At 70.9% G+C, this 15993-nt stretch carries 16 protein-coding genes and 1 tRNA gene; 13 read left to right on the forward strand and 4 right to left on the reverse strand.

The features are described from left to right. Nucleotides 1-518: 518 nt before the first annotated feature. From FH609_RS20335 to FH609_RS20345, 3 genes are all read left to right on the forward strand, one after another. Nucleotides 519-734: an excisionase family DNA-binding protein gene (locus FH609_RS20335; RefSeq protein ID WP_139672425.1), complete on the forward strand. Its 216-nt coding sequence runs from the start codon at nucleotides 519-521 to the stop codon at nucleotides 732-734. Next, nucleotides 734-1855, forward strand: coding sequence for a tyrosine recombinase XerC (gene xerC / locus FH609_RS20340; protein ID WP_139672422.1), 1122 nt, complete (start codon nucleotides 734-736; stop codon nucleotides 1853-1855). Before FH609_RS20335 ends, xerC begins: the two co-directional genes overlap by 1 nt. 95 nt (nucleotides 1856-1950) lie before the next feature. Continuing rightward, a complete protein-coding gene (locus tag FH609_RS20345; protein ID WP_139672419.1) occupies nucleotides 1951-3066 on the forward strand; it encodes a hypothetical protein in 1116 nt (371 codons plus the stop codon). A 335-nt stretch (nucleotides 3067-3401) separates the two neighbouring features. On the opposite strand, the gene FH609_RS20350 is transcribed toward FH609_RS20345, so the two are convergent. After that, nucleotides 3402-3475 (reverse strand) — tRNA-Gly (locus FH609_RS20350). A 143-nt stretch (nucleotides 3476-3618) separates the two neighbouring features. Between FH609_RS20350 and FH609_RS31820 the strand changes: the two genes are divergently transcribed. Continuing rightward, on the forward strand, nucleotides 3619-3816 hold the full coding sequence (locus FH609_RS31820; protein WP_122184812.1) for a hypothetical protein: 198 nt from the start codon (nucleotides 3619-3621) through the stop codon (nucleotides 3814-3816). On the opposite strand, the gene dcd is transcribed toward FH609_RS31820, so the two are convergent. From dcd to FH609_RS20370, 3 genes are all read right to left on the reverse strand, one after another. Then, nucleotides 3784-4359 (reverse strand): dCTP deaminase, encoded by a 576-nt coding sequence (dcd, locus tag FH609_RS20360; RefSeq protein ID WP_139672416.1) that lies wholly within the window; start codon nucleotides 4357-4359, stop codon nucleotides 3784-3786. The genes FH609_RS31820 and dcd overlap by 33 nt on opposite strands. A gap of 55 nt (nucleotides 4360-4414) precedes the next feature. Further along, on the reverse strand, nucleotides 4415-5236 hold the full coding sequence (locus tag FH609_RS20365) for a Yip1 family protein (protein WP_139672413.1): 822 nt from the start codon (nucleotides 5234-5236) through the stop codon (nucleotides 4415-4417). Nucleotides 5237-5303: 67 nt separating this feature from the next. Further along, nucleotides 5304-7541 (reverse strand): (Fe-S)-binding protein, encoded by a 2238-nt coding sequence (locus tag FH609_RS20370; RefSeq protein WP_139672410.1) that lies wholly within the window; start codon nucleotides 7539-7541, stop codon nucleotides 5304-5306. A gap of 246 nt (nucleotides 7542-7787) precedes the next feature. Here FH609_RS20370 and FH609_RS20375 point away from each other — a divergent pair, with 246 nt between their 5' ends. The 9 genes from FH609_RS20375 to grpE all read left to right on the forward strand — a co-directional run bounded on the left by FH609_RS20375 (nucleotide 7788) and on the right by grpE (nucleotide 15991). After that, nucleotides 7788-8480, forward strand: a complete 693-nt coding sequence (locus tag FH609_RS20375; protein ID WP_139672408.1) for an NADPH-dependent FMN reductase — start codon at nucleotides 7788-7790, stop codon at nucleotides 8478-8480. Between the two features lie 87 nt (nucleotides 8481-8567). Further along, on the forward strand, nucleotides 8568-10040 hold the full coding sequence (locus FH609_RS20380) for a DHA2 family efflux MFS transporter permease subunit (RefSeq protein WP_139672405.1): 1473 nt from the start codon (nucleotides 8568-8570) through the stop codon (nucleotides 10038-10040). 94 nt (nucleotides 10041-10134) lie between these two features. Then, on the forward strand, nucleotides 10135-10278 hold the full coding sequence (locus FH609_RS31185; RefSeq protein WP_193318057.1) for a hypothetical protein: 144 nt from the start codon (nucleotides 10135-10137) through the stop codon (nucleotides 10276-10278). Further along, nucleotides 10275-10712 carry a DUF488 domain-containing protein gene (locus FH609_RS20385; RefSeq protein WP_139672402.1) on the forward strand — a complete coding sequence of 146 codons (438 nt, stop codon included), beginning with the start codon at nucleotides 10275-10277 and terminating at the stop codon, nucleotides 10710-10712. Before FH609_RS31185 ends, FH609_RS20385 begins: the two co-directional genes overlap by 4 nt. Nucleotides 10713-10781: 69 nt before the next feature. Beyond that, nucleotides 10782-11435, forward strand: a complete 654-nt coding sequence (locus tag FH609_RS20390) for an NADPH-dependent F420 reductase (protein ID WP_139672399.1) — start codon at nucleotides 10782-10784, stop codon at nucleotides 11433-11435. 11 nt (nucleotides 11436-11446) lie between these two features. Continuing rightward, nucleotides 11447-12193: a peptidoglycan recognition protein gene (locus FH609_RS20395; protein ID WP_139672396.1), complete on the forward strand. Its 747-nt coding sequence runs from the start codon at nucleotides 11447-11449 to the stop codon at nucleotides 12191-12193. Next, the gene (locus FH609_RS20400) at nucleotides 12190-13326 is read left to right on the forward strand and encodes a PP2C family protein-serine/threonine phosphatase (protein ID WP_226961837.1); all 1137 of its coding nucleotides are present in this window, start codon (nucleotides 12190-12192) and stop codon (nucleotides 13324-13326) included. The genes FH609_RS20395 and FH609_RS20400 overlap by 4 nt, the downstream gene beginning before the upstream one ends. Before the next feature lie 125 nt (nucleotides 13327-13451). After that, nucleotides 13452-15305 carry a molecular chaperone DnaK gene (gene dnaK / locus FH609_RS20405; protein ID WP_139672393.1) on the forward strand — a complete coding sequence of 618 codons (1854 nt, stop codon included), beginning with the start codon at nucleotides 13452-13454 and terminating at the stop codon, nucleotides 15303-15305. After that, nucleotides 15302-15991, forward strand: a complete 690-nt coding sequence (grpE, locus tag FH609_RS20410; protein WP_139672390.1) for a nucleotide exchange factor GrpE — start codon at nucleotides 15302-15304, stop codon at nucleotides 15989-15991. The genes dnaK and grpE overlap by 4 nt, the downstream gene beginning before the upstream one ends. Nucleotides 15992-15993: the final 2 nt, after the last annotated feature.

Below are 15993 nucleotides of genomic sequence, written 5' to 3' on the forward strand. Positions count from 1 at the left end.
TTGAAGGTATTCCGGCTTCAGGCCCCGGTGTTCGTAGCACCGGGGGCTTTCTGCACGGGCATTACTACCCCCAAAACCACTGCACTGCCAAACAGTTGCGATGGGCCATGCTGGGAGGCGACCCGGGACAGTTCGGAATCACCGCATTCGATCCTGCCGTGGTCGCTGCTTCTTGGAGCGGCCGTGAAACGGATGCTAGATTCCGACGCCCCTTGAGACGAAGGGCGTTGACCGACCATGCACCCTGCCTCTCTTTCCTCGCGGACCTTGAGCCGAAGAGCGCTCTCCCGCGACCACGTTCTTGCCTGACCTGCGGGCACGTCTGCACGCCCGCTCGGCCACGGTGCTACGAACACCGTGAGCCGACACGGCTTGACGCCGCCAACCGATATCCGCTTATCCCGATCTGCCACTTCAGTGGTCGCCTTGCCTTGCGCCCGCTGAGAGGAGACCCATGACTTCTTGCCGCACCACACCCATACCTTTTTCACGTTCCTTCGCCGAGGAGGTGGTGTCGCGTGGCTGAGCGAATGCTGAATGTCGACCAAGCCGCAGAGGTACTCGGCACCACCGAGCGTTTCCCGCGCCGGCTGATAGCCGAGCGCCGCATCAGGTTCGTCCGAGTCGGGCGCCACGTGCGCATTCCAGAGAGTGCGTTGAGCGACTTCATCGCGCACCACACCGTTGAACCGATTCGCCGCCCGGAGCGATCCCGATACCGGAGGGCCGCCTGATGCCGGGCCGCAAGCCGCGCAAGCGGCGCTTCGGCAGTGTGCGGAAGCTCCCCTCCGGCCGCTTCCAGGCGCGGTACACCGCACCAGACGGGTTGATCCGCAAGGCGCCGGACACCTTCCCGACCAAGACGGACGCCGACCTCTGGCTGTCCGAAACCGAGGTGGATATCGCCCGGGGCGCCTGGACCGACCCGCACGCGGGTGAGGTTCCCTTCGGCGAGTTCGCGACGCGCTGGGTCGGCGAACGAGGCCTCGCCGCCACATCCGCCGAGCTTTATCGGCGTTTGCTGCGCGTCCATCTCCTGCCGACGTTCGCGGAGGTGCTCGTGAACGAGATCACCCCGGCAGCCGTGCGCACCTGGCGTGCGGCGCGTTTGGAGACGACCGGTGCCACGACGGAAGCCAAGGCGTACCGGCTGCTGAAGGCCATCATGGAGACGGCTGTCGAGGACGACATGATTCGGCGCAATCCGTGCCGCATCAAGGGGGCCGGCCAGGAGTCAGCGGCGGAACGGCCGATCGCCACCGTCGAGCAGGTCTTCGACCTCGCCGACCACGTTGGACCGCGCTGGCGCCTGATGGTCCTGCTGGCCGCCTTCGCCTCCCTTCGCCCCGAGGAACTCGCGGAACTCCGACGCGGCGACGTCGACCTGGAGCAGGGCGTGGTGCGGGTCCGGCGGGCGGCGCCCGAGCTGACGACGGGGCGTCGGGTGGTCGGCAACCCCAAGTCGCGAGCGGGACGGCGGGAGATCGTGTTGCCGAGCTTTGTCCACCTCGACGTCCGTCGCCACCTGGAGTGGTTCGCGCAGAAGGAAGACGACGGCCTGCTCTTCGTCGGCGAGCGCGGGGCGCCGTTCCGCCGCTCCACGTTCGGCCGCCGCTGGCGACGAGCACGGGCCGGCGTCGGCCTGCCTGAAAGCTTCCGCTTCTACGACCTGCGGCACACCGGCAACACTCTCGCCGCCGACACCGGCGCCAAGCTCAAGGACCTGATGGTTCGCGCTGGCCAGTCCTCCACTCGGGCGCAGCTCATCTATCAGCACTCCACCGAACGCCATCAGCGGAAGATCGCCGACGGCATTGACGCCGAGGTCCGCAGGCACTCCGACGGGCGCACCTGACCAGGCGTGGATGTGGGGTGATCCGGGATGCGGTCCGTGGGGCCGCGTCCCGGATTCGCGTCCCGACGGACGGGCGATTGCTGCACGATGAAGGGGTGACGTACTGGGTGACGGTGGAAGTGGGGACCCCCGAGGGGGCCGTGGGGCTTGATGAACTCCAGCGGGAGGGTGCGGCATCGCTGCTGGCCAAGGGGCTGGAGTCGGTGGAGGCGATCGACGGACCCGACGGGGTCGAGGTGGAGGTTGCCGACTGCTTCGTGGGCGCACACCCGGAGGGTGTGCTCCTCGGGGTGTCCGTGGACGCGCCTGCCCTGGAGTTCGCGGAGGACGCCGTGCGGGCGGTTGTGACTGACCTGTTGGAGCAGAACGAGCCGCTGGCCGAGTGGCAGATCTCCAAGTGCGCGGTCGACCTGCATCCCGAACTCGCTCAGCGGAGCCTGGAGGCGGCGGGTGGAGAGGACGCTCCGCCCGCTGACCCGAAGGAGCGGGCGCGGCGCCACGCGGAGGCCCGTAAGCCGGTCGATACTCCCCAGCTTGACCCGGCGGAGATCGAAGCGATGCGCGGCAAGATCGGTGGACTCGCTCCCCGTTTGAAGGCGTTTCCCGTGGAGTGCTTCGGTTACTCCGACGACGAGGAGGAGCGGATCGTCAGCCGGGATGACGCCGAACTGGCTGCGGGCGCCTTGGTGTACGCCTCGGAGATCCTGGTGGATGAGCTGTTCCAGGATGTGGTGACGCTGCATGAGGAGAGCGGGACCAGCGTCGCGGACAGCGACGGCGTGTTCATGGTGCTGGAGCAGCTGCCCCCGGCATACGCCCACCTGTACACGGCGCTGTTCGCCAAACGGCTCACCGTGGCGGCCGTGTCGATGATCGAGAAGTTCACGCGCACCGACCACGCCGAGCTGAGCTGTGTCGCGGAGGAACTGCTGCTGCGGCTGCTGCTCGACGAGGCACTTGTCGTGGTGGACATCAACGGCCTGCTGAGCGAGGAGATCAAGGTCGCCTGGGAGTGCTTCGCCGATCAGGTGTATGAGGACACGGACCACGAGTGGCTGTATCAGCCGGCGATGGACGGAACCGACGAGGAGCCGAGCCTGGCCCATCTGGGTACCGCCCCGATGGGAGCGAAGGACTGGTTCACTCCGTTCGACGACCGGGGCTATGTGCATCCGTTCGCTGCTGCGGAGGCTGATGGCGACACGACGTGAGGGCGTTCTCCGACGCCCCGCTCTGGCACGGATCTGGCACGGCCTCTGGAGTGGTGCGGCCAGGAGGGGTCTTCCCGATGCTCGGGACGCTGGGCACCCGGCATTGTCCTGGTATGTCTCTGTGTATACCGCTATGCGGTGCAGGTGAGTGTGGTGCACGTCATGCAATATGCGTCTCGCGAAACGGATATCAGCGGTGTCCGACGGTCACGCACGAGCCATAAGTGCGGCTACCCGGGCGCCCAGGGGCTCCATTTGGCACGGATCTGGCACGTGACCCCATGCCGGCCTCGCTCAGCAAACAACCCCCAGGTCGCTGACCTGGGGGTATGAGATGGAGCGGGCGACGAGAATCGAACTCGCGCTCTGAGCTTGGGAAGCTCATGTTCTACCATTAAACTACGCCCGCCGAAGACGCCCCCCTGGGGCGATCGACGGGTACAGGGTACCGCATCTCCTCGGGTGGCGAAGACGTCGGAGTGCCGGCGCGGGGGTGGTGGGGCGGTCGCCTAGGGTGGCGTGCGTTGTCAGGACGCAGGGGAGAAGGCCACGTTGTCTGGTGCCACCGTCGTTACCGTCGTTCGTTGTGTTGAGGGGCACGTGTTCCGTGCCGAGCGCTTTCCCATGCCGCAGTTGGGCCGCGAACGGATCGGGCCCGGGCGGTTGTTGAGGTGTCCGCGCTGTGCGCGGCTGCGCAGTGTGGTGCCGGTGTCCGCGTCAGACGCTGGTGCGGTGGAAGTTCAGGTATGAGCGGGACGGCGTCGGCCCCCGTTGCCCCTGGTAGCGGGAGCCGGCGCTGGTCGAGCCGTAGGGGTGCTCGGCCGGGGAGGTCAGCTGGAAGACGCAGAGTTGGCCGATCTTCATCCCGGGCCAGAGCTTGATCGGCAGCGTCGCCACGTTGGACAGCTCCAGGGTCACGTGCCCGGAGAATCCCGGGTCGATGAAGCCGGCCGTGGAGTGGGTGAGGAGGCCCAGCCGCCCGAGGGAGGACTTGCCCTCCAGGCGGGACGCCAGGTTCTCCGGGAGGGTGATCACCTCGTACGTGGAGGCCAGCACGAACTCTCCCGGGTGCAGGATGAACGGCTCCTCGCCCGGGGGCTCGATCATCCGCGTGAGGTCCGGCTGTTCGACCGAGGGGTCGATGTGCGGGTAGCGGTGGTTCTCGAACACCCGGAAGTAGCGGTCGAGTCGGACATCGATGCTGGAGGGCTGGATCATCGCGGGATCGAACGGGTCGATCCGCATACGGCCGGCGTCGATCTCGGCCCGGATGTCCTTGTCTGACAGAAGCACCCCCCGAGGTTATCGAAAGGATTCCGCCAGGCGGCGCCGGCCCTTGGCCGTCGCGTCAGAGCGTGCCCAGCTTGATCAGCATCAGCACGCCCAGCAGTTGGATGGCGGACGCCGCCAGCGCCCGGGGCCACGGGATCTCGTGCGAGCGGCTGACCATCATCGTGAAGAGCAGCCCCGCGTACAGCCAGGTCGCCCAGCCCAGGACCTGCACGATCGGGTCGCCGCCGCCCAGGAAGAGGGCGAGCGCCAGCCGGGGCACGTCCGTGAGCGTCATGATCAGCATCCCGAGCCCGGCTGTCGGCGCCCACAGCCCGTTCCCGCCGAACTGGCGCGCCAGGTGGTGGGTCACGGTGGACAGCACCAGGGCCCCCAGCACCATCGCGACGCCGGTGAACAGGAGGTAGGGGATCAGGCTGGAGACGGTGGTGTCGAGGATGGTCTCGCGGGAGTCGTCGAGGCCGAAGACCGCCACCAGCCCGTAGAGGAAGCTGACGATGAGCGCCGGCCACCACATCTGGTAGTCGCGCATCGTCCAGAACGTCTGGCTGGGCCGGAAGATGATCCCGGTCAGCAGCTGACGCCAGGGCAGCGGGTCCGGCGGCGGTCCCGCCGGCGGCTGCGGCGCCCCCTGCGGCGGGGCGTAGCCGTCCCCCGGTCCGTCCCCGTAGCCGTCGCCCGGGTAACCCCCGCCGCCGTACGGGTCGTTGCCGTGGCCGCCGCCGGGCAGGGCGCCGTCCGCGTAGTCGTCGTGCGGGTAACCGCCCTGCGGATAGGGCGAGTTGCCCGGGTAGGGCCCGGGCTGGGGGCCCTGTCCTGGCTGGTAGGGGTAACCGCCCTGCGGGTACTGGTCGTCGCGCTTCCTTCGGAATCCGGCCACGCCCTAGAACGTACCTTCTCCCGGCGGCGCCGCACTCCGGGTTCTCCCGGAGCGATCCCCCGAACCGTCAGCTTCCGGTCGGCTCCGGCGTCGGCTCCGGCTGGTCGCTGGCCTCCTCGGCGGGGCCAGGCGTGCGCACCGAGTCCAGGAGCAGCTGCGCCACGTCCACCACCCGCAGCTCCTCCCTGGCCTTGCCGTCGTTCTTCTTGCCGTTGACCGAGTCGCTGAGCATGACCAGGCAGAACGGGCAGGCCGTGGAGACGATGTCCGGGTCGAGGGCGAGGGCCTCGTCGACGCGCTCGTCGTTGACGCGCTTGCCGATGCGCTCCTCCATCCACATCCGCGCGCCGCCGGCGCCGCAGCAGAAGCCGCGCTCCTTGTGGCGGTGCATCTCCTCGTTCCGCAGGCCGGGCACGCGGCCGATGATCTCGCGGGGCGGGGTGTAGACCTTGTTGTGCCGGCCCAGGTAGCACGGGTCGTGGTAGGTGATCAGGCCCTCGACGGGCGTGACCGGGACCAGCCGGCCCTCGTCGATCAGGTGCTGGAGCAGCTGGGTGTGGTGGATCACCTCGAACTCGCCGCCCAGCTGCGGGTACTCGTTGGCGATGGTGTTGAAGCAGTGCGGGCAGGTGGCGACGATCCGCTTGGCGCCGGCGGCCTTCAGGGACTCGACGTTCTGCTCGCCGAGCTGCTGGAAGAGGAACTCGTTCCCCAGGCGGCGGGCCGAGTCGCCGGTGCACGCCTCGTCGCCGCCCATGATGGCGAAGCGGACGCCGGCGATGTGCAGCAGCTCGGCGAACGCCTTGGTGGTCTTCTTCGCGCGGTCCTCCAGGGCGCCGGCGCAGCCGACCCAGTAGAGGTAGTCGACCTCTTCGAGGCTCTCCACGTCCTGCCCGACGACCGGCACCTCGAAGTCGACCTCCTTGGTCCACTCCAGGCGCTTCTTCTTGGCCAGGCCCCACGGGTTGCCCTTGCGCTCCAGGTTCTTCAGCATGGTGCCGGCCTCGCTGGGGAACGCGGACTCGATCATCACCTGGTAGCGGCGCATGTCGACGATGTGGTCCACGTGCTCGATGTCCACCGGGCACTGCTCGACGCAGGCGCCGCAGGTGGTGCAGGACCACAGCACGTCCGGGTCGATCACGCCGTGCTGCTCGGCGGTGCCGACCAGCGGGCGCTCGTGCTCGGGGATCGTGGGCGCGTCGGACAGCGTCCCTTCGGTCAGCGCGTCGTCGGCGAGCGGGGCGCCGGCGGTCGCCGGCAGCAGGTAGGGCGCCTTGGCGTGCGCGTGGTCGCGCAGCGACATCACCAGCAGCTTGGGGGAGAGGGGCTTGCCGGTGTTCCACGCGGGGCACTGCGACTGGCAGCGGCCGCACTCGGTGCAGGTGGAGAAGTCGAGGAGGCCCTTCCAGGAGAAGTGCTCGATCTGGGAGACGCCGAACTGGGGCTCCTCCTCGGAGTCCTCGTCGTCGAAGACGGTCTCGAAGTCGATCGGCTTGCCGCCGGAGGTCATCGGCAGCAGCGCGCCGAGGGCGGGGGCGCCGTCCGCGTTCCGCTTGAACCAGATGTTGGGGAACGCCAGGAAGCGGTGCCAGGCGACGCCCATGTCGGTGTTGAGCGCGACGGTGATCGCCCAGACCATGGTGGTGCCGAGCTTGATCAGCGCGACCAGGTAGACCAGGTTCTGGAGGGTGGCGGTGGACAGCCCGTCGAACGCGGCCACCAGCGGATAGGTGACGAAATAGGCCGGATCGTAGCCGTCGACGTGGTGGAGGGCGCCCTCCAGCCCGCGCAGCGTCAGGATCGCCAGGCCGATGATCAGGATCACGTACTCGACGAAGTACGCCTGCCAGGGCGTCGAGCCGGTGAAGCGGGACTTGCGCCCCGGGCGGCTGGGGAGGCTGAGCAGCCGGACCACGATCAGGGTGGCGATGCCGAGCACCGTCATCGCGGCGATGAACTCGATGTACATCTCGTACGGCAGGAAGCCGCCGATCACCGGGAGCGTCCAGTCGGCCTGGAAGAGCTGGCCGAAGGCCTGCACGATCGTCAGGGCCAGGGTGAGGAAGCCGATCGCCACGAACCAGTGGGCGACGCCGACCACGGCCCAGCGGTTCATCCGGGTGTGCCCGAGGAACTCCCTGGCCAGCGTGAGGCTGCGGGCCTTCGGGTCGTCGGTCCTCGACCCCGCCGGCACCGGCTGGCCCAGGCGCAGGAAGCGGACGATCTCCACGGCGGCCCGGCTGAATAGCGCGATGGCGACCGCGGTGAGCGTCAACGAGATGACGATCGCGGCGAGTTGCATGACGGCTCCTCGTACCTGCGGACGGGCGGGCTGCGAAGGCTAGACGATAGCCCAGGGCTCATCCTACTGAGCGGTAACTCAATTGGCTAACACGGCTCGTCGGGGCCGGCGCCGGCCGGTCGTTCCTCGCCGGGACTTGACTTCAAGTTTGGTTGAGATTCCAGGCTTGTGGCCGTGCCCGGGCGTTCCCGGTCGGGCATCCGGCGCTCGGGCGCCGGTCATCGCAGGAACTCCTGGAGGTCAGCCATGTCCATCGCGGAGCCCACCACCGCCGAGCCCACCACCGTCGAGTCCGCCGAAGCCGCCGTCGACGCGAACGCCCAGCCGGGGAACGACGCGGACCGGCCGCTGCGGCTGGCGGTGATCCTGGGCAGCGTGCGGGACGGCCGGTTCGGTCCGACCGTGGCCGACTGGTTCACCGGGCACGCCGAGGAGCGAGCCGGCGGGCGCGGCGACGTGACCGTCGACCGGCTCGACCTGGCGGACGTCCCGCTGCCGCTGGACATGTCCAGGGGCGGCGGCGAGGTTCCGTCCGAGGCGTCCGAGGCGCTGGCCTCGACGGCCCGGCGGCTGGCGGCGGCCGACGCGTTCGTGGTGATCACCCCCGAGTACAACCACAGCTTCCCGGCCGCGTTGAAGAACCTCATCGACTGGCACTTCAGCGAGTGGCAGGCCAAGCCGGTCGGCTTCGTCTCCTACGGCGGGGTCGGCGGCGGGCTGCGCGCCGTCGAGCAGCTGCGGGGCGTCTTCGCCGAGCTGCACGCGGTGACGGTGCGGCGCGCGGTCAGCTTCCACTACCCGTGGAACTGGTTCGACGAGTCGGGCCACCCCGGCGACCCGGCGGCCTGCGCCGAGGCCGTGGACGGGCTGCTGGACCAGCTCGTCTGGTGGGGCAGGGCGCTGCGCTCGGCGCGCGACGCCAGCCCGTACGCCGCCTGAGCCGTACCCGCAGCCGTTCCCGGGTTCGTTCCCGAGCCCGCCGCGCCACCCACGAACCATCGCAGAACCCCCCGAGAGGGTCGCCCCATGTCCGTCCTGCCCGCCCGTTCGTCAACGCGTTCGCCCGTCGCCATAGCCCTGGTGACCGCGCTCGCCTCGTTCACCATCGTGATGGACACCACCATCGTCAACGTCGCGCTGCACGCCCTCGCCCGCGAGTTCGACGCCCCGCTCACCACCATTCAGTGGGTCACCTCGGCCTATGTGCTGGCGCTGGCCTCGGTGATCCCGGCCGCGCCCTGGGCGATGGGGCGGTTCGGGGCGCGGCGGGTGTACCTGGGCGCGATCGCGCTCTTCGTGCTGGGCTCGGCGGCCTCCGGGCTGGCGTGGAACGCGGAGTCGCTGATCGCGTTCCGCGCGCTCCAGGGCCTCGGCGGTGGCCTGATCACGCCGGTCGGGATGTCGCTGGTGCTGCGGGCGGCGGCGGCCGGCGGGCGGCAGGGGATGTTGATGAGCGTCTCCGGTCTCTCGCTGCTGGTCGCGCCGGCGCTGGGCCCCGTCTTCGGCGGCTGGCTGGTGGACGAGGTCTCGTGGCGGTGGATGTTCCTGGTCAACGTGCCGGTCGGCGCGCTGGCCGTGGTGCTGGCGGCGCGGGTCATCCCAGCCGACGAGCCGAGCCCGGGCCGTCGGCTGGACGTGCCGGGGCTGCTGCTGCTCTCGCCCGGCTTCGCCGCGTTGATCTTCGGGCTGACCCGGGCCAACGAGTCGGCCGACGGCTTCGCCGCCCCCGACTCCTGGCTGCCGCTGCTGCTGGGCGTGGCGCTGGTGCTCGGCTTCCTGCGGCGGGCGTTCACCACCGGCGCGCCGCTGCTGGACCTGCGGCTGCTGCGGCACCGGCCGCTGGCGCTGGGGCTGCTGAGCCTGGTGCCGTTCGTCATGGGGTACTTCGGCTCGATGCTGCTGACCCCGATGTACTTCCAACTGGTGCGCGGGGACGGGGTGATGGAGTCGGGGCTGATGACGATCCAGCTGGGGCTCGCGGCCGGCGTCACCATGCAGCTCGCCGGGCGGCTGGTGGACCGGGTGGCGGCGCGCTGGATCGTGCTGCCGGGGATGCTGCTGGCGGCGACGGGGATGGGCTGGTTCGCGGCGGTCGCCGAGCCGGGGGCGGCCGAATGGCAGCTGCGGACCTCGCTGGCGGTGCTCGGGGTCGGCGTGGGCGCCACGATGATGCCCAGCATCACGGCGGCCACCCGTTCCGTCGCCCCGGCGGACGTGCCGGCGGCCAGCACCCTGGTCAACATCGGCTCCCAGCTGGCGACGGCCGTCGGCTCGGCCGTGATGGCGGTGCTGCTGGCCGGCCGGCTGGGCGGCACCGGGGGCGACCCGGCGGCGACGGCGGAGGCGTTCCGGGGGACCTACGTCTGGGCGGTGGCGCTGATCCTGCTGGCGGCCGTGCCGGCGGCGTTCCTCCCCGGGCGGGCGCCGGCTCGGCCAGATGCCGCCCCGGTGGGCGCCCGATCGGAGGAAGCGCGGCAGCCCGCGTCCCATATCCGATAAGTGGTCCGGAGGGGCGCGCACCATGGACGAGCGGTCGGTGAAGGCGCCGGCCGCTCGTTCGCTTTTCGAAGGGTGGACCGAGGTGGCTGTCCTGATGACCCCCCAACAGCGTTTCTGGTGGTGGCTGTTGCTCGCCGTCGGCGTGCTGCTCGCGGTGGGCGCCGGCGTGGCGCTGTGGGCGGCGCCGCCGTTCGACCAGATCGGCGGCGGCCACGGCGTCGAGGGGGGACTGCCGTGATCAGACTGCGGCGGGTGTACGAGGAGCCGTCGGGGGACGAGGGCGTGCGGGTGCTGGTGGACCGGATTTGGCCACGGGGGGTGAAGAAGGAGGCGCTGCCGCTGGACGAGTGGCCCAAGGAGCTGACGCCCTCACCCGAACTGCGGCACTGGTTCCACGGTCCTGAGGGGAACTTCGACGAGTTCCGGCGCCGGTACCGGGCCGAGCTGACCGCCGAGCGGCCGGCCGCCGCGCTGGAGAAGCTGCACCTGCTGGACGCCGAGGGCCGCACGGTGACGCTGCTGACCTCGGCGAAGGACCCGGCGCACGGGCACCCGGCGGTGCTGGCCGAGGTCCTCGACGAGATGCGCGACGGCCACGGCGGCGGGCATGGCGGGCACGGCGGGCACGGTGGTGGGCACGGTGGCGGCCGGCGCGAGGGGCACGGCGGCTGACCGGAGTTGGGTCCGCGGGGCGCGCCCGGTCGAGATGCGGGGGCCGGGGCGCCGTGCTGGCATGAAGGGGTGATTGTCACCATCGTGGGTACGGGCGCGATGGCCCGTTCCATAGCCACCAGGGCGCTCGCCGGCGAGCATGTCGTGCGGCTCGTCGGCCGCTCGCCGGGGAAGGCCGCCGACCTCGCCGACCAGCTGCGCGCCACCGCACCGCCGGGCGCGACCCCGGACGTCCGGGGCTCGGACGCCATCGCGGTCGAGGACGCCGACCTGGTGGTGCTCGCCGTGCCCCACCCCGCCGGGCTCGCGGTGGCCGCCGAGTACGGCGCCGCGCTGGCCGGCTCGGTGCTGGTGGACATCAGCAACCCGGTCGACTTCGCCACCCTCGACGGCCTCGTCGTCCCGGCCGGCACCTCGGCGGCCGAGCGAATCGCGGCCGAGGCGGCCCCCGGGGTGCCGGTGGTGAAGGCGTTCAACACCTGCTTCGCCGGGCCGCTGCTCGGCGGGAGGGTCCAGGGCCTGCCGCTGGACGTGCTGATCGCCGGCGACGACGAGGACGCCAGGCGGAAGGTCGCCGAACTCGCCGGCACCGGCGGCCTCAACCCGCTGGACGTGGGCCCGCTGCGCCGGGCCAGGGAGCTGGAGGCCCTCGCCTTCCTCCACATGGCCGTCCAGGAGCGCCTGGGGCTGAACTGGTCGAGCGCCGTCAAGATCCTCACCTGAAGGCGGGCCCGATGACCGTGCACCGGTTCGCCGTCTGGGCAGCGGTCCTGCCCATCGTCCTCGTGGTGACCTGGGACGCCCCGCCACTGACCGCGCCCGAGGGGGCCGCCGAGCCGGAACGCCCGCTGCCCGCCGTCGAACGGCCCACGTCGGCGCCGCACGTCGTCGGCCGCGACGCGTGGGGCGCCGACGAGGAGCTGCGCACCGAGCCGGTCACCTACACGGGCCCGGCGCGGGCGGTCTTCGTGCACCACACCAACCACCCCGACGACTACGACTGCGCCGACGCGCCCGAGATGCTGCGCTCCATGCACAACGACCACGTCAGCGGCCAGGGCTGGGACGACCTCGGCTACAACTTCGTGGTCGACAAGTGCGGCACCGTCTACGAGGGCAGAGGCGGCGGCGTCGACCGCTATGTGCTGGGCGCGCACACCACCGGGTTCAACATGGACAGCGTCGGGATCGCCGCGCTGGGCGCGTTCACCGACCCGGCGGCCGTGCCGGGCGAGCTGATCCGGGCCATCGCCGAGGTCGCCGCGTGGAAGCTGCGCCCCGGCTCCGACCCCAGGGACCGGGTGCGGATGGTGTCGACCAACGACGACAGCATGGTGCCCGAGGGCGACCCGGCGGAGCTGGACGTGGTCTCCGGGCACCGCGACATCGTGCAGACCGACTGCCCGGGCGACGCGCTCTACGCCCAGCTGCCCGCGATCAGGGAGGAGGCGGCCCGGCTGCGGGTCGCCGAGGCGCGGTGAGCGTTCCGACGCCGCACGGCCAGGTGGTGCCGCGTCAGTTCTGGCTGGTGCCCTGGACGGTGCTGGCGCTGCTGGCGGTGATGCAGGTGCTGGTGCCCGGCTGGGTGCAGCTGGGCTTCGCGTTCGCGGCGCTGCCGCCGTTGACCGGGCTGATCTACGGGCCGTGGCGGACGGCGACGCTGGGCGGCGCGGTGTTGACGCTGCTGGTCCTGCCGATGACCAGGCCGCCGCACATCGAGGACGCGGACGTGGCGGCGGTGGCGGCGATCGCCGCGTTCAGCGTGCTGGTCGCGCTGGTGCGGGAGCGCTACACCAGGGAGCTGGTGCGGGTCGGCACGGTGGCCGAGGCGGCGCAGCACGCGGTGATGCCGCCGGTGGCCGACCGGGTCGGCCCGGTGCGCTGCGCCGGGTTGTACCGGGCGGCGCAGGTGGCGGCGCTGGTGGGCGGCGACCTCTACGACGTGCGGGAGGGGCCGTTCGGGGTGCGGGCGCTGGTCGCCGACGTGCAGGGGCACGGCCTCGCGGCGGTGGGCACGGTGGCGGCGCTGCTGGGCACGTTCCGGGAGGCGCTGCTGGACGAGCCGGAGCTGTCGGGCGTCGCGCTGCGGCTGGACCGGCGGCTGCGGATCGAGGCCAGGCCCGAAGGGGCCGCGCCGTCGGAACTGTTCGCCACCGCCGTGCTGTTGGAGTTCCCGCCGGACATGGCCTCGGTGCGCCTGGCGTCCTGCGGGCACCCGCCGGTGCTGCTGGTGCGGGACGGGCGGGTGCGGGAGCTGGTGGCCGACCCGGCGCCGCCGCTGGGTCTCGGGCTGGCGCCGGTGGAGCCGCGTCCGCTGACGGTGCGGCTGGCGGAGGGCGACGTGCTGCTGGGCTACACGGACGGGGTGACGGAGGCGCGGGACGAGTCGGGCGGGTTCTATCCGCTGGTGCGGCGGCTGGCCCGGCGCTGCTCGACGGACCCGCGCCCCGAGCCGGGGCGGCTGGTCGAGTTCGTCTGGAAGGACATGACGTCGTTCGCGCGGGCGGTCGAGGACGATGTGGCGCTGCTGGCGCTCCGCCCGGAGCCGGAGGCCCGCCAGGAACGGGACACCCGCCAGGAACGGGACCGGGCTCCCGTGCGTTCCTCCTCGTGAGACCCGGCGGGGGAGCCGGGCCGCAACAAGGTTGAGTCGAGTGCGCTCAGGTCATTTGACGAGGGGCGCTTGCTGCGGCAGTCTTGAGTCAGCCCCACTCAAGCTACCAGCTGGAGGAATCCGAAATGGCACGTGCGGTCGGCATCGACCTGGGCACGACGAACTCCGTCGTCAGTGTTCTCGAAGGCGGTGAGCCCACCGTCATCACCAACGCCGAGGGCGCCAGGACCACGCCGTCCGTTGTGGCCTTCGCGAAGAACGGCGAGGTGCTGGTGGGCGAGGTCGCCAAGCGCCAGGCCGTCACCAACGTGGACCGGACGATCCGCTCGGTCAAGCGCCACATGGGCACCGACTGGAAGATCGGTCTGGACGGCAAGGACTTCAACCCGCAGCAGATCAGCGCCTTCATCCTCCAGAAGCTGAAGCGCGACGCGGAGTCCTACCTGGGCGAGAAGGTCACCGACGCGGTGATCACCGTTCCCGCCTACTTCAACGACCACGAGCGGCAGGCCACCAAGGAGGCGGGCGAGATCGCCGGCCTCAACGTGCTGCGCATCGTCAACGAGCCGACGGCCGCCGCGCTCGCCTACGGCCTGGAGAAGGACGACCAGACCATCCTGGTCTTCGACCTCGGCGGCGGCACCTTCGACGTCTCGCTGCTGGAGATCGGCGACGGCGTGGTGGAGGTCAAGGCCACCAACGGCGACAACCACCTCGGCGGCGACGACTGGGACCAGCGCATCGTCGACCACCTGGTCAAGCAGTTCGCCAACGCCCACGGCGTGGACCTCTCCAAGGACAAGATGGCCCTCCAGCGGCTCCGCGAGTCCGCGGAGAAGGCCAAGATCGAGCTGTCCTCGTCCACCGAGACCACGATCAACCTGCCCTACATCACGGCCTCGGCCGAGGGCCCGCTGCACATGGACGAGAAGCTCACCCGGGCGCAGTTCCAGCAGCTGACGGCCGACCTGCTGGAGCGCTGCAAGGTTCCGTTCCACAACGTGATCAAGGACGCCGGCATCCAGCTGTCCGAGATCGACCACGTGGTCCTCGTCGGCGGCTCCACCCGGATGCCCGCCGTGGCCGACCTGGTGCGCGAGCTGACCGGCGGCAAGGAGGCCAACAAGGGCGTCAACCCGGACGAGGTCGTCGCCATCGGCGCCAGCCTCCAGGCCGGCGTGCTCAAGGGCGAGGTCAAGGACGTCCTGCTGCTCGACGTCACCCCGCTGTCCCTCGGCATCGAGACCAAGGGCGGCATCATGACCAAGCTGATCGAGCGCAACACCACGATCCCGACCAAGCGTTCGGAGATCTTCACCACGGCCGAGGACAACCAGCCGTCGGTGCAGATCCAGGTCTACCAGGGCGAGCGCGAGATCGCGGCGTACAACAAGAAGCTGGGCATGTTCGAGCTGACCGGCCTGCCGCCGGCGCCGCGCGGCGTCCCGCAGGTCGAGGTCACCTTCGACATCGACGCCAACGGCATCATGCACGTCTCCGCCAAGGACCTCGGCACCGGCAAGGAGCAGCGGATGACCGTCACCGGCGGCTCCGCGCTGCCGAAGGACGACATCGAGCGCATGATGCGCGACGCCGAGCAGTACGCGGACGAGGACGCGCAGCGCCGCGAGGCCGCCGAGACGCGCAACCAGGCCGAGCAGCTCGTCTACACCACGGAGAACTTCCTCAAGGAGAACGCCGACAAGGTCCCCGGCGACGTCAAGACCGAGGTCGAGACGGCCGTCGCCGACCTGAAGGAGAAGCTCAAGGGCGAGGACACCGCCGCGATCCGCGAGGCCTCCGAGAAGGTCGCCGCCACCAGCCAGAAGCTGGGCCAGGCCATGTACGCCGACGCCCAGGCCGCCGGCACCGCGCAGGGCACCGAGTCCGCCGGCCAGCCCGGCGCGGCGCAGGGTGACGACGACGTGGTGGACGCGGAGATCATCGACGACGAGAAGCCGAAGGGTGATGCCGCGTGAGTCAGGACCCCCAGGGCTTCGACAAGGAGCCCGAGGTCCCGGACGCCGAAGCGGCGGACCCCGAAGCCGTGGCCGAGCCGAAGCCGGCGTCCGAGGCGGGCGGCGGCGACGCCACCGCCGAGGGCGCGGCCGAGGCCGAGGAGGCCGCCGCCCAGGCCGCGCAGGCGGCCGAGGTGGCGCTCACCGCCCAACTGGACCAGACGCGCACCGCGTTGCAGGAGCGCACCCAGGACCTCCAGCGGCTCCAGGCCGAGTTCCAGAACTACCGCCGCAGGGTGGAGCGGGACCGGATCGCGGTCAAGGAGATGGCCGTCGCCAACCTCCTGACGGAGCTGTTGCCGGTGCTGGACGACATCGGCCGCGCGCGGGACCACGGCGAGCTGGTCGGCGGGTTCAAGCAGGTCGCCGAGTCGCTGGAGACGGTGGCGGCCAAGATGGGCCTGGCGCAGTTCGGCAAGGAGGGCGAGCCCTTCGACCCGACCGTGCACGAGGCCCTGATGCACAGCTACTCGCCCGATGTCACCGAGACCACGTGCGTGCAGATCCTCCAGCCGGGGTATCGCATCGGCGACCGCACCATCCGCCCCGCCAGGGTCGGCGTCGCCGAGCCGCAGCCGGGGAAGCCGGCCGAGCCGGAGGAGGGCGCGTCGGAGCAGGACAACGGCGGCGGCCCGGACGAGGGCTGACG

Source organism: Streptomyces sp. 3MP-14, assembly GCF_006334905.2.
Lineage (GTDB): Bacteria > Actinomycetota > Actinomycetes > Streptomycetales > Streptomycetaceae > Streptomyces > Streptomyces triticirhizae.